Consider the following 13422-nt stretch of genomic DNA (forward strand, 5'->3'; position numbering starts at 1 on the left):
GCTTTAAACGAGAATTTGCGCCAGCAGGGTTTCAGCAACGCTGTTGAGGAAAAATGCTTCACGATCGGCCCGCCGTGAGTAAGTGTCCAATCTGCAGATTCTGGACATGAGTCCTAATATCCAGGCTCAGAACCAGAGCAGTTAAGATATCCTACGTTCCCGGAGCCGCTTAGACGGCAGCGATGTAGGAGAGGCATAGAGATAAGGCGGGGGCAGGTATATGGCCGCAGAAGCATCAGGCCGACTGAGTGCGAAGAAAGAGACTGGGGGCAGCGTGAACCGCACTCGTGGACGCGCGAAGTCGCGCCCCAGGGGCTCGGTAGTCGATCTGTTCTGTGGGGCAGGAGGGCTGACCCACGGCTTCCGTTTGGAAGGCTTTATGGTCGCCGCAGGCGTTGATGTTGACGAGGACTGTCGTTATGCGTTCGAGCACAACAACTCGGCACCCTTCATCCGAAAGGACGTAACTAGTCTCCGAGCGTCGGAGCTTCGGGAGTTGTTCTACAAGGGCGAGCCAACGATCCTGGTCGGTTGCGCACCCTGCCAGCCATTCTCAACGTACAATCAGAAAAACGACGATCCCAAGTGGCGCCTCGTCGAGCGCTTCGGGAATCTCATAGTGAAGACACTTCCAGATGTCGTTTCTATGGAGAACGTTCCGCGGTTGCTGGATTTTCAGGACGGGAAGGTCTTCAAGAAATTCGTCAGGAAGCTCACCAATGCCGGATACTTCGTCTACCACGACGTCGTGTTCCTTCCGGACTATGGCCTTCCGCAGCGCCGATCCAGGCTTGTTCTACTCGCGTCTCGCCATGGCGAGATAGAGCTGGAAGAGCCACAGGTGGAGCCTGACGAATACGTGACGGTGGAGGAAACGATCGGTGGATTGCCGAAACTGACTGCCGGCGCATCCGACCCGAATGATCCGTTGCACTCGGCAAGCCGCATGTCCGATCTTAATCTGCGTCGGATCCGAGCCTCCAGACCAGGAGGCACTTGGCTGGACTGGGATGAAGAACTCGTCGCGAGTTGTCACAAGGTCGCGACCGGACGCGGCTACATGTCGGTCTACGGTCGCATGAGGGCCGATGAACCGTCGCCTACCATCACGACGCAGTTCTTCGGATTCGGGAATGGTCGCTTCGGCCATCCGATACAGGATAGGGCCCTCTCGTTAAGGGAGGGCGCCATGCTCCAGTCCTTTCCGAAATCTTACGCCTTCTTGCCACCCGGCAAGAGGATCGAGTTCAAGAAGCTTGGACGGATGATCGGAAATGCCGTTCCGGTCCTGCTGGGCCAAGTGATCGCCAGAAGCATCCGCAATCATATCGAACTGCATGACCTATGAGCCCCAACCGTTTCTCCCTCACAATTAGTCTCAACGTCCTTGAGCATCTCGGCATCAATCTCTACAGCAACGTACCATCGGTGCTGTCGGAAATCGTAGCGAACGCCTGGGATGCGGATGCCGAAACCGTCGAGGTCACATGGGATCGGGCGAAGGGACGCATAGTCATATTCGACGATGGGACGGGTATGACCGCGCAGGAGGTCAACGATCGCTTCCTGAAGGTCGGTCATCGCCGTCGTGACGTCCAACCCGGGCTGACAGCCAAGGGGCGGCATCCAATGGGCCGCAAGGGCATCGGAAAGCTATCGCTGTTCTCGATCGCAGGAACGGTCGAGATTGAGACGTCAAGGGACGGTGAGAAAAGCGCCTTTCGCATGCGCTTGGAGGACATACGACAGAAGGTGCAGAAGGAGGGCGGGACCGGCACCTACGAGCCGACGGATCTCTCTACCGACTCGATCGATTTCGACCACGGCACTCGCATTACCCTGACAGACTTGCGACATCGCCAGACGACCGCGACTTCAATGGCACTGCGGAAGCGCGTAGCTCGCCGGTTCTCGGTTCTTGGTGACGCCTACAACTTCAAAGTTGTCATCGACGGTAAGGAGGTCGTGCCGGCCGACCGGGATTATTATAATAAGCTTCAATACGTTTGGACTTACGGTGAACAGACGGAACTTGAGGCGCTTGCTACTCATGCTGAAGTTCTTGAGAAGCGGACATCTTCAACAGCGAACCAAACGCTTGCAATCGCTGGATGGCTCGGAACGGTGAAGGAGTCTCGACAGCTTAGAGACGAAGAGGGGGATAACCTCAATAGGATTGCGATCTTTGTCCGTGGAAAGATGGCTCAGGAGGATATTCTAGCCGACTTTTCAGAACGAGGGGTCTATGCAAGCTATCTAATCGGCGAACTGCGCGTCGAAGGACTTGATATCTATGACGGGCCAGGGACAGAGCGTGATGATGACGCTGCCACCAGCAGTCGCCAGAAGCTAGTCGAGGATGATGAACGTTATCAAGAACTAAAAGCTTTTATCGGTACGGAGCTCAAGCACATCCAGAACCGTTGGGCGGATCTGCGGGCGGAAGATGGCGCGAAGAAAGCTCTTGAAATTCCTGCAGTTCAGGCCTGGATGAGCGGGCTGAAACCTGCAGTTCGTACCAAAGCTCGAAAATGGCTAGGCAAGCTCAATCGGATCAAGATGGATGATGTCAACGAGCAGAAGCAGCTCATCAAGCATGCGGTTCTCGGATTCGAATTCTATCGTCTGCACGAGAATCTTGAGGCTTTAGACAACATCTCGGATGATAACCTGTTAACCGCCTTGGAGGTGTTCCAAGAACTGGACGGATTGGAAGCGAACCTCTACGGCCAGATCGTGCAGCAGCGGATCAAGGTAATCCGGACACTGCAGGAGAAGGTGGACGAAAACGCACTGGAGAAGGCCATCCAGCAATATCTCTTCGACCATCTGTGGCTTCTAGATCCATCCTGGGAACGCGCGGAAGGCACACAGGTTATGGAGACCCGAGTCCAGACGATGTTCAAGGATGTGACGGCTGAGCTCACGGACGAGGAGCGCCAGGGCCGGCTTGACATCGGCTACCGTAAAGCCGCTGGAGAGCACGTGATCATCGAACTGAAGCGCCCTGATCGCGTACTCGGTCGATCGGAGATGCTGGAGCAATCAGAGAAATATCTTTCAGGGATGTTGCGCCTACTCGAAGCGCAGGGAACCCCTCATGAGCCTGTGGAGATCGTTTTTGTCCTAGGGAAAGAGCCTCGTGAGTGGAAGAACCCTGATGGAAAGCAGCGAACTTTGAGCCAGCTGCAGGTGAATAGGACGCGGATCGTATTTTATGATCAATTGCTGACAAATGCTGAGAAGGCCTACAATGATTACCTCGCGCATCGGGGAGTTGTCGATACGCTTGGTCAAGTGATCGCGGCCATTGAGGATTACGCACCATCAGCTTCTTCCGAGGAGAGCGGACCAGTACTGGCAATTACTAGCTCTGGAGCCTAGTTCAATGGAATGACTTCGTCATTCAACGATGATGCTCCTCCTTCGAGTAGCCGATCGGCTCTCATGGCTCGCGTAAAGGGACGCGACACCAAGCCGGAATTGATCGTTCGGCGAGTGGCCCATGCTCTCGGACACAGGTTTCGCCTTCATCGTCGGGATCTGCCGGGAACGCCGGATATGGTGTTCCCTCGGCTCAAGAAGGTCATCTTCGTCCACGGCTGCTTCTGGCATCGCCACCCCGGTTGCTCCAAGGCCTCCTCGCCGAAGACTCGAGCTGCGTTCTGGCAGTCGAAGTTCGATGCGAACGTCGAGCGCGATGCGCGGTCGATAAGGGAGCTGAGGCGAGCGGGTTGGGACGTCGAAGTGGTTTGGGAGTGCGAGACCAAGGATGTCGATGCTCTGGAATCCAAATTGCGGCGATTTCTTGGTCAATAGGGGGCATCATGCATGAAGTATTTGCACGTGCGGTCGAGGCGCTCGTTTCTTCACTGCATCAGCTTTCAGTGTGACCTCCTGTAGCGAGGGGGCAGTTACCGCGGGGCATGCCCAGTCGAGGAGTATATCTGTTCAGCGAGGGGGAAGGGCATCTGTACGTCGGGCGTTCGAACAATCTGCGCCGCAGGTATGGATTGCATTGCCGTCCTAGGTCGTAGACTCATAAGCTCGGAGCCACAGCCGCATCGAGGCGAGTTGGATCATGGCGAGGAAGTTGGCGGCGAGCTTGTCGTAGCGGGTAGCGATGCTTCGGAAGTGCTTAAGCTTGGAGAAGAACCGCTCGATCAGATTGCGCTCGCGGTAGAGCCGCTTGCTGAAGCAGGGTTTGCGGCGGCGGTTGCTCTTAGGAGGGATGTTGGGCGTGGCACCCTGCCGTTGGATCAAGCCGCGGATGCGGTCAGCGTCATAGGCCTTGTCTGCCAGCACGATGGTATGCGGGCCGAGATGGTCGAGGTGCGTGTCGGCGATCTGCCGGTCATGCGCCTGTCCCGCTGTCAGGCCGAGCCTGATCGAGAGGCCTTGCGCGTCGACAACGACATGGATCTTGGTCGTGAGTCCGCCGCGTGATCGACCGGGACAATGATCTGCCCCCTTTTCGCCGTCGCGGCCTGCTGATGGGAACGAACGGAGGTGCTGTCGATCATCTGGATGTCGCCATCATGCGAAGCGCTGATAGCGTCCATTAGCCGATCCCAGACACCGACCCTCCGCCATCGCACAAAGCGGTTGTAACAGGTGGTGCGGTCCATAGCGTTCTGGCAGGTCGTGCCATGGTGCTCCCGATCGATGCACCCAAAATACGCCGTTTAGCACCCGCCGATCATCGACACGGAGCATGCCTCTCGGCTTGTTGGGCAGCTGCCGCTTGATCACACGCCATTCGAAGTCGCTCAGGTCATATCGGCTCATTTTGAGCTTGGATCAGAACGATATGAAAGCCACCAATCCGCAAACGCCCCTTATCGCCGTTCATCGCTAAATTTGGCGTGCCCGTGAACAGTCCTTGGCGACCGTCTGCAACCCATGGCAAAACCGCAAGATCGGTCGAGCGCATCATGTCCGCATGCGCTCCGGTGGTGCTGCCACGGAGAACAGGGCGATGAAGGCGGTGCTTCGGAACTACCATGCCCGGATGCAGCGGGTGCTGGACTACATAGACCGACATCTGGACGACGATCTGGACCTGGACGTGCTGAGCAGCGTCGCCGCCTACTCGAAGTATCATTTCCACCGGCAGTTCACGGCGACCTTCGGGCTGTCCGTGCATCGCTACATCCAGCTCGCGCGCATGAAGCGCGCTTCATACCGGCTGGCCTACAGGGATGACCAGAGCGTCACGGACATAGCGATGGATGCCCGTTACGATGCACCGGACGCCTTCGCCCGCGCCTTCCGGCAACGGTTCGGGCAATCGCCTTCGTCGTTTCGGAAGGAGCCCGACTGGGAGCCGTGGCTTGTGGCCTTCGGGCCTCTCGACAACGCGAGGAGCAAGCTCATGCAGAAGACCTTTACCACTGAGGACGTGACAATTCGCGATGTGGCGCCCACGCGGGTTGCCATCATGGAGCACCGGGGCGACCCGGCGACGCTCGGCGCGACCATCCAGCGGTTCATCGCGTGGCGCAAGGCCGCTGGGCTGCACCCCAAGACAAGTCCGACCTTCAATGTGTGGCGGTCCGAGCGGCGTCCTGCATCGCCGGCCGACTATAGCGTCGACCTTTGTGTCGGGACCGACCAACCGATCGAGGCGGACGGCGAGCAGATCAAAGCCGACGAGATTCCTGGCGGACGCTGCGCGGTGCTGCGCGTGGTCGGCAACACCGGCAATCTGGAGCCCGCGGCGCTCTACCTTTATCGCGACTGGCTTCCGGCCAGCGGCGAGGAAGCACGCGACTTCCCGATCTATTGCCAGCGGCTGAGCTTCTTCCCGGAGGTGCCGGAGCATGAGGCGGTCGCGGAACTGTTCTTGCCGCTGAAATAGCGCCCTCCGACGGCGGCCTGCCCCTTCCGATTGCAAGAAACGGGCAGGCCGCTCTTCACCCGATCTCGGTCTTTATGGGTTCACGACCTAGTGCAGCGCAGAACCAAGCAGTTTTTGCGTTCAAGCTGGCGCGGCAGGCGACAGGACGGCTGATGGCGTCATACAGGCCGAGGAAGGACAGCCGGAAGGGACTTATGGAGGATCCGGCATTTGCAGCCGTGTTCGTGACGGCCAAAGCCCGAATTAAGGAGATGGAGTTCCGGTTTGTAGAAAAAGCGGATCCGAAGCGCCAAGCGTTCCTCGAGATCTACTACTCGATCGCGTTGAGCACGCCTCTCAATGATTTCGATACGCATTAATTTGGTTGTCTGAGATCAATCAGTCGGAGCCGCGATCCTCCTCAGATAATCGTCGGCAAAATCCGTCTCGATTTCGATCCATAGCGGGCAATGATCCGACATCTGCCAAGTACGCCATTTGCGATAGAGCTTCTCAGGCGATATGCCGTTTACATCGCTACTCCCTTCCGGATCCTCCGAAGGCATGTATGACATGTAGAGATCGCAGTCTTCCTCATTGTCTCTGAAGACGTCAGCAAAGATATCGATCAAACCGCCGCTGAGAACGCGAAAGCGTGGATCCTTCACCCGAACAGCTATCTGGTCGTAGTAGTGGTCGCCTTTTCTGCGGACCGCGTCGCCATCGATCTGCGCGGGCACCGTGAAGCCCCTGCTCTTGAGAGCTTCCATTGTCCTATGTTCCGGGCTTACGACGTTGAAATCTCCAAGCAAGATATAGTTTTCTACTTGGCCGAATTTATCCTTCTCTTGTTTGCTGTCCTCATCCTGGCGCTCGGCAAAGAAGTGTACAAGCCGTTGGATTTCATCAATGCGCCGCTCGAGCGCCGGTCCCGATTCCTTGCCGTAGTAGATATGGACGGTGCAAAGGCTGAAACGAAACCAGCCGGATTGAAATGCAACCAGGAAAGGGCTTCGTGCAAACTGGTTCTTACCTTTCGCTCCTGCCGAGGCTTCTTCGGAACTTCCGGTTCGCGATCGAACCTTTTCCTGCGAAACGACAAGTTGGCCAGTGGGTAGAACGATCTCGCCGGCGATCTTTCGAAACCAGACCTTCTCTTTGTTGTATAGGAAGGCCATTCGCTCTCCGTTCCCACTTGGCCCTTCAGTCGTGTCGGTCACAATGTAATCCCACTCCCGGCCGAGAATGCGCATCAGCCGGTCCAAGGCGGTAAGATCCCTGTTGACCTCCTGAACCGCAACCAAGTCGAAGCAAGCAATGATCTCAGCTAGGTAATAGAAGGTCTCGGGCAGGCGGGGACCGAAGCCAAACTTGTTGGAATCGAAGTCCCGGATATTCCAGGTGGCCAGCATCAAAGAGTTGTCGCGCTGGCGCCGACGGATCGGATCCAGACGCTTCCGCATAGCGATGAGCCTCTCAGCGCATCGTTTGGCAACTCCAGCCTCGCCTTCAAGAGCGCGGCGCAGACCAGCGTAGTTGTTCGACATCGGAGGTCCCCTTGGATGAGGTCACCAGACGCAGTAACAGCCAGATCGTATTACTCTACCAAAATGTGTAGATATTGGCTCAGCCTAAGAAGAGGTAGAGACAATTATCGATGTCCGTGATCGGTACTATAAGTGACATCTCAAATAGGAATGACTTGTGACGTAAGTTCGTTAGGCAGGTTAAGACACACCGATCTGCCGGCAATCATGCTGACCAGAGTGCGAGGCATTACCAATAGCCAACAAAGTAATATGCTACTTTAAATCCAGCTGAAGTTTGTAGGAAGTTGTGGCTTGTATTGCTTCCGGTCGCGCACGGAGTGGTGAATGAGAGCTCCCTCGGGGATCCGCCGACGGGCGCCGAGATTCATGAGGTACCTGATCCGTCCATTCTCATATCGGCTCTTCGGAATGAACTCTGCGGGCCACCAACGCCAATCCAGGGATTGATGGATTTTTGCATCGGGATCGGGCTTCGACCTGCCAGGTGCTCCGCCAAGCTCGTGGGCTAGCTTTGTTTTGTCGACGTGCAATCCCAACGCACTTGCTTCGTCCAGCATCCAGGTGAATGCAATCTTTGATAGGCCCGCTTCGCTCTCGGGGTAGCCGCCTCCAACGTCGCAGTGGCAACCCGCGAACCAGACCTGGACGAAGTCTCCTCTCGTGACCGGAGCTCGCTGGATCCAGAGATTGGTTCTGAAAAATGCCCGCCGTTCATCAATCGAAATTGCATGGCGGCCATGCTCAATCTCGTCATTCCATGCCGTGAACGGCAGACGGAGCGGATTTGCGAGCCAGCCAACGGAGCTTACAGTGTCCCACACGCCCACAAAATGCGGCCGGCATTGCCCAACCGAGAAGGTCCGCTTGAAGTCGGCGGCAGTTCTGAACGCCTTCGCAAAAGAAGATGTGTCCTCACTAGCTGCCATGAGGTAGCGGATGGCATACGGAACCAGATCCTCGGCATCGCGGTGCAGCAGACCATACATCCGGAGCAACGATGCCACTGCGCGCACGGTGTAGGCGCCTCTGCTGAAACCAAAGAGATAGAGCTTATCCCCGGGTTCATAGGCTCGTGAAATATAGGCATATGCCTTACGGATTTCGTGCTCAAGGCCATACCCGACCGCCCTCGCCATGAACCTAACGAACCTTCGTCCGATATCGCTTAGTGCTCCCGGTGGCTCCATCGTACCGATCCCCGGAAGGTATGCAGCCACCTGCCGATCGGACTGCGCGATGACGGAGTACGTTCGCAGCACGTTCGTTTTATTACCAGCGAACTCGTTCGCGGTACCATCACAGCAGACGACGACATTCTTCATGCTGCCTCACCCATTGCTCTAGACTTAGAATCAAGCCAATCGCTTAGCGCTTTCCCTGGGTTTTCTGCCTCCGCTTGTCACGCTCACGGCCAACGGAAGCCTCGGCCGCTAGATATGCCTCCCAGGCGAGTTCCGGATCGTCCTCTATCAGTCTAAGATATGACCTGGCGCAAGACGCCTGGGGGCCGGATTCGCTAATGGCATCGGCAATGGTTCGCAGAGCAGCGTCAGCCATATCATCCTTGGCGGTTTTCGCTTGGCCTAAGGCGTAGAAAACTTCTCTAATCACTCGGAAACGGTCTTCCCAGAGCTCTTCTCGCGAATTGAGCGCGAAGAAATCGATGGTGACAGTGGCGCGTCGGCGCTCGTGACTGTCATCGTCGCGTGTGGGTTTCGCGACGATGCCTTCGAATGTGATCAGATCCTCCGGATCATCATCAACCGTCCCAAGAGGAAAGATGAGAAAAGGTTGCTCCAAAGCATTGAGAGTAGCTATGTCCGCTCCGGAGGCCCCTCGTGCAGCGCCGGCGATGGGGAAATAGTTTGATTTGCGTGCCGTATTGCATGCTTTGCACGCAGCCGCATAGTTCCCAAGATCATAAGCGAGCCAATGGTAACCGTCGCCTTTTCCGCCAGTAGAAAAGGGATAAGTCGGAGGCGTTCCTTTCTTTGGTTTCTTGGGCCACTCCTTAACTGCGTTCTTGGGTCTGAAATGCTCCACGTCCTGGGTGGCCTTCCCTGCGAATTCACCGCCAAGCGGCCACTCGCAGAATGCGCATTTGTTGGATTGCAACCGCATGAAGACCGGCTTGACGTCGCTCCACGATGGACGGCCCTCGCTATAGGCTCCAGCGGCAATAATGGCCGCGGTTCGCGCTTTCGCTTCCGCTCGCCAGTTTGAGACTTCCTCGTCGACCAACTCGCACACGAGGTCAAGAGTCGCTTTCGGATAGCGGATCATGTTGGTCCGTCATTCCTCGAATTTTCTGGATGCAAGTGACGTTAGCCATTCCGGCATTTCAGGTCGATCGCTTGATACGGCCTCGGCAGCGGCGCTGCCTCGGGCCGCTTGGCGCATGAAGAGACGGGCTGCTTCCCGGTTGCCTGAAGCCGCTTCGCTAGCCAGATTATCGAGGTGTGCTTTGAAACCAGGGTCGCGAGTGGAATCGAGACCAAAGATCTCTGAACGAAGGATCTGATCGGCCGTCAGTCCGTATACCTCTTCTCCTGGACGTTTCATGATCGCGTGACCGCGAGGCCCAGTTTCGACATGGATGATGTTGGCTCGTTCCAGCGTTCCAACAACGAGCGGGCTGTGAGAGGTGAAAATGAACTGCAGGTTAGGTAGCGCTTGGGCTAGGGTTGGGATCATGGTGCGCTGCCATTCAGGATGTATGTGCAGGTCGATCTCATCCACCAAAACGACGCCTTTGTTGTCCACCAGCTTCTTGCCTGGTGGACATCCCATGCACACGTGAAAGAGCAGATCTCCTACCCATCCGATATATGCCTTGTATCCGTCGGAAAGAGCACTGAATGGGACCAAATTGTTCCCGACACGGAAAAGATATTCACGGCCTTCCCTCTGTCCCGTGAATACCACGTCGTTGCGAGATAGACGGTTAATAAGATTGACGACCTGTTTGTGCCTGCCGGGATTGATGCTTTGCCACTCTGGCAACCAACTGGCGAGAGGGCGAAGTGTAAAATGGTCTTCAAAGAGGGAGGCAACACGTTCATACCGAAGCTGCCGTGTCTTGGAACGCGTCGATTCGTCAATGGAGGAAACGCTTTCCACCCTTCGGGTTGCACCGTACCCTACCATCAGGAACGCCGGGGATCGATCCTGGAACATGCCATCCCAGATCGGATCGATCGAGCCGGCAGCCTTCAGGGACTCCAGATCACCACGTCTTTCTACATTAGCAGAGATAGTTCGAACCTGATCCGTTCTCCCAGGACTGCCATCGACGTCCTGACCGTGAATGACTATCTCGGCCTCCATACTCGCTGCGCGCGGAGATTTGCCTCTTGCTACCCTCCGGATGAGAGCATAGGGCCGATAACCTGAGGAATCCGCGATGACCGGTGAAAGAGCGGCTAGCGCGATTGCGTCAAGCATCGTGCTCTTGCCGGCTCCATTCACGCCAAGTAGTACGTTGACGTTCGGAAGCCGCGGAGGCCAATTATAATTGCCGGCGAATGGCTCGTCCTGATCACGTCCTGGATAGACGAGATCAAGGCGCCCCTCGGCAACTGACCGCAGGTCAGTAACCTGCAAGCTTTTCACGTACATATTGGTACCTGTGTGCAACCCGGAATGTCCGAATTGGATATAAACTATCACAATTTGCGGTTAGGGCGAAAAGCCAGATAATTAGGAAGTGCTGCAGTTCCGCAGAACGAATTCATTACAAATACCCCTCGGCAGCAGCATCAAGGTCAAGACACGGGATTTTCGATGAGAACCAGTCCTCGTGACCATTAAGCCGTGTTATACCCGCTCATGGAATTCCTGACGCAGTGAGATACGGGTAGGCCGTCAATGTTGTGAGACGGCCTGTCTCGTCGAGGAGCCGGTTCCAGGCGCGGCAGACCGCGTCCAACACGGCTTCATAATCGTCGAGCATCCGATGCGAGAGATAGCGCTCACGCAGGTAGAGCCAGACCCGCTCCACCGGGTTCAGCTGGGGTGACGCCGGCGGCAAAGGCAACAGCGTGATCGTCTCTGGCACGTGCAAGGCCCGCGCGTCGTGCCAGCCGGCCTGATCCAGCACGAGCACTGCATGTACGCCGGGTTCGAGCTGCCGGGCAAACTGCTCCAGAAAGATCATCATCGCGTCGGTGTTCACCCGCGGCAGAGCCAACGCGAAGGTCTCGTCCGTGCCGGGACGGCAGGCGGCAAACAGGTACAAGCTCTCGAAGCGCTGATCGACCACGCCGGGCGGACGCACGCCGCGTTCATACCAGACCCGTGTTGTCCGGCCTTTCTGGCCAAAGCGCGCTTCGTCCTGGCACCAGAGCTGAAGACGGGCGTCAGGGTGCTCGGTCGCGAGGGCCTGCAGCTTTGACGGGAGTTCCTTTTTTGAACGCCGCCTGCGCGGCCGGATTGCCCTTCGGGTGCGAAGGCCGGGTCTTCTGGCGCGACAGGTTCAGCCGCTTGAGCAGGCACGAGAGCCCCCATTCGCTGTAGTGAACGCCATACGTCCGCTCGACATGCTCACACAGGTCGACCAGACGCCAGGCGCTCACTCCATCGCGCTCGGGCTCCGGCCCGTGCAGAATGTGGGCCTTGAGCGCGGCCTGCTGCCCAGGGTTGAGTTGTTCCGGGCGACCCGAGCGGGGCCGGTCATGCAGATCGTCAGGTCCCTCGACATTGAAGCGCTGGATGGCATCGTGCAGGGCCTGACGTTCCATGCCGGCCAGCCGGGCGGCCTCCGTTCGGGTCATGCCCTCAAGCGCATTGGCAATGGCCAGCAACCGCAGGCTGGCCCGGGTGTCCCTCTCACGAGCAGCCCGTTGGCGTAAGTCGGATGGTGAGTAGTCCTGGCGGATCCGGAGGGCAGCCATGCTGATCCCCTCAACAACGCCCCCGCTCCGCAGTGAATCACGTCAGGCGCCCCGACGCAAATCCGAGTCAGCAATTCCCTGGCTGGGTATTAACCATAAATCGCACAACTAAATGTTATAACTATAAACCGTGTCACAACTGCTGCGCACATTGTTGTGCCAGGGAGAAAGACATGATTCAGAGCCACGCCGAGTACAGGACGATTACGACACACGGCTATCCTCTACCGACATCACCCCATGAGCCCGGTCCAGCACCACAACTCCAATGGATCGAGATCAATCAGCTTGTCGTGGATCCATCGTACCAGCGCGATATCGGAAAGAAGGGGAGGCTGAACGTCAATCGCATCGTGGAAGGCTTCGAATGGTCGAAATTTGCCCCAGTCGTAGTCGCTCCGCTCGAGGGAGGGCTGTTCGCCATCGTGGATGGGCAGCACCGTACGACGGCAGCCCTGTTGCGTGGAATCGAAAAGGTCCTGTGTCAGATCGTCTATGTCGACAGAGCAAAGCAGGCGGAGGCTTACGCTGCGGTCAATGGCAACGTCACGAAGACCACGCCTCAACAACTATTTCATGCGAAGCTTGCCGCTCGTGACAAGGCGGCCTTGGCCGTCGCTGAAATCTGTGCCGCTGGCGGCGTCGAAATAATTCGAGGAAATTTCTCATCTCAGAATCCCAAACCGGGAAGAACTCAAGCAATCGGGGCTATCACACGCTGTTTCGATCGCTACGGGCGGGACACGGTGATCACGGCACTGCAGTGCATCACGCAGACCGGTGACGGCAATCCAGGCCAAGTCCGAGCAACGATCATAGAGGCCTTATGCGATGTTCTGCATTCCATGCCGATTTGGCGCGATGCCGGTGAGGCACTGCTTCGGGCGCTCGATGACTTCGATTTCGCCGATATGTGGGAAAGCATAATCTCAGGACGCAACTTCGTGCTCTCGCCGGCCGTACAGGATCTGATTGCAGAAAGGATCCGGCATCACTTATCGCTCAAGCTAAGTGATGAGAACAAGGAGGCGGCATAGTACTAATTTCGCTATGGGAGAAGGGTGACCACGACCCTTCTTTCAAAGTCTTCTTGATCTCGCCGGATTCATATCCGCTCCTGCTAGGTAGTTCCATCACTCCT

At 56.9% G+C, this 13422-nt stretch carries 14 protein-coding genes and 1 pseudogene; 7 read left to right on the forward strand and 8 right to left on the reverse strand.

Annotated features, from left to right (window positions below):
- Positions 1-220 precede the first annotated feature (220 nt).
- The 4 genes from U0023_RS16500 to U0023_RS35560 all read left to right on the forward strand — a co-directional run bounded on the left by U0023_RS16500 (position 221) and on the right by U0023_RS35560 (position 4037).
- Positions 221-1348: a DNA cytosine methyltransferase gene (locus U0023_RS16500; RefSeq protein WP_009489285.1), complete on the forward strand. Its 1128-nt coding sequence runs from the start codon at positions 221-223 to the stop codon at positions 1346-1348.
- Entirely contained in the window at positions 1345-3384 is a 2040-nt protein-coding gene (locus U0023_RS16505; RefSeq protein WP_009489287.1) for a BbrUII/HgiDII family restriction enzyme, read from the forward strand. The genes U0023_RS16500 and U0023_RS16505 overlap by 4 nt, the downstream gene beginning before the upstream one ends.
- 9 nt (positions 3385-3393) lie before the next feature.
- Positions 3394-3819: a very short patch repair endonuclease gene (locus U0023_RS16510; RefSeq protein WP_083861283.1), complete on the forward strand. Its 426-nt coding sequence runs from the start codon at positions 3394-3396 to the stop codon at positions 3817-3819.
- 107 nt (positions 3820-3926) lie between these two features.
- Positions 3927-4037, forward strand: coding sequence for a GIY-YIG nuclease family protein (locus U0023_RS35560; protein WP_154660911.1), 111 nt, complete (start codon positions 3927-3929; stop codon positions 4035-4037).
- Here the strand turns inward: U0023_RS35560 and U0023_RS16515 are convergent.
- A pseudogene (locus U0023_RS16515) lies at positions 4027-4788 on the reverse strand (IS5 family transposase). The gene U0023_RS35560 and the pseudogene U0023_RS16515 sit on opposite strands and share 11 nt — an antisense overlap.
- Positions 4775-4936, reverse strand: a complete 162-nt coding sequence (locus tag U0023_RS16520; protein ID WP_154660912.1) for a hypothetical protein — start codon at positions 4934-4936, stop codon at positions 4775-4777. The pseudogene U0023_RS16515 and the gene U0023_RS16520 overlap by 14 nt, the downstream one beginning before the upstream one ends.
- Before the next feature lie 42 nt (positions 4937-4978).
- On the opposite strand from U0023_RS16520, the gene U0023_RS16525 reads away from it, so the two are divergent.
- Both U0023_RS16525 and U0023_RS16530 read left to right on the forward strand, forming a co-directional pair.
- Positions 4979-5860 (forward strand): AraC family transcriptional regulator, encoded by an 882-nt coding sequence (locus U0023_RS16525; RefSeq protein ID WP_009489293.1) that lies wholly within the window; start codon positions 4979-4981, stop codon positions 5858-5860.
- A 152-nt stretch (positions 5861-6012) separates the two neighbouring features.
- Positions 6013-6219: a hypothetical protein gene (locus U0023_RS16530; RefSeq protein ID WP_009489296.1), complete on the forward strand. Its 207-nt coding sequence runs from the start codon at positions 6013-6015 to the stop codon at positions 6217-6219.
- Between the two features lie 15 nt (positions 6220-6234).
- Here U0023_RS16530 and U0023_RS16535 read toward each other — a convergent pair whose 3' ends face one another.
- The 6 genes from U0023_RS16535 to U0023_RS16560 form a co-directional block, all read right to left on the reverse strand.
- A complete protein-coding gene (locus U0023_RS16535) occupies positions 6235-7386 on the reverse strand; it encodes an endonuclease/exonuclease/phosphatase family protein (protein ID WP_040637955.1) in 1152 nt (383 codons plus the stop codon).
- A 260-nt stretch (positions 7387-7646) separates the two neighbouring features.
- Positions 7647-8711, reverse strand: coding sequence for a DUF2235 domain-containing protein (locus tag U0023_RS16540; RefSeq protein ID WP_009489300.1), 1065 nt, complete (start codon positions 8709-8711; stop codon positions 7647-7649).
- A 43-nt stretch (positions 8712-8754) separates the two neighbouring features.
- Positions 8755-9672, reverse strand: coding sequence for an HNH endonuclease family protein (locus U0023_RS16545; RefSeq protein ID WP_009489302.1), 918 nt, complete (start codon positions 9670-9672; stop codon positions 8755-8757).
- Positions 9673-9681: 9 nt separating this feature from the next.
- The gene (locus U0023_RS16550) at positions 9682-11007 is read right to left on the reverse strand and encodes an AAA family ATPase (RefSeq protein WP_009489305.1); all 1326 of its coding nucleotides are present in this window, start codon (positions 11005-11007) and stop codon (positions 9682-9684) included.
- A gap of 208 nt (positions 11008-11215) precedes the next feature.
- Positions 11216-11821: an IS630 family transposase gene (locus U0023_RS16555; protein WP_154660913.1), complete on the reverse strand. Its 606-nt coding sequence runs from the start codon at positions 11819-11821 to the stop codon at positions 11216-11218.
- Complete coding sequence (locus U0023_RS16560; RefSeq protein WP_009489309.1) at positions 11748-12281, reverse strand: winged helix-turn-helix domain-containing protein; 534 nt, start codon at positions 12279-12281, stop codon at positions 11748-11750. Before U0023_RS16560 ends, U0023_RS16555 begins: the two co-directional genes overlap by 74 nt.
- A gap of 173 nt (positions 12282-12454) precedes the next feature.
- Here U0023_RS16560 and U0023_RS16565 point away from each other — a divergent pair, with 173 nt between their 5' ends.
- Positions 12455-13318, forward strand: coding sequence for a ParB/RepB/Spo0J family partition protein (locus tag U0023_RS16565; protein WP_009489311.1), 864 nt, complete (start codon positions 12455-12457; stop codon positions 13316-13318).
- Positions 13319-13422 lie beyond the last annotated feature (104 nt).

Source organism: Microvirga lotononidis, from assembly GCF_034627025.1.
GTDB classification, from domain to species: domain Bacteria; phylum Pseudomonadota; class Alphaproteobacteria; order Rhizobiales; family Beijerinckiaceae; genus Microvirga; species Microvirga lotononidis.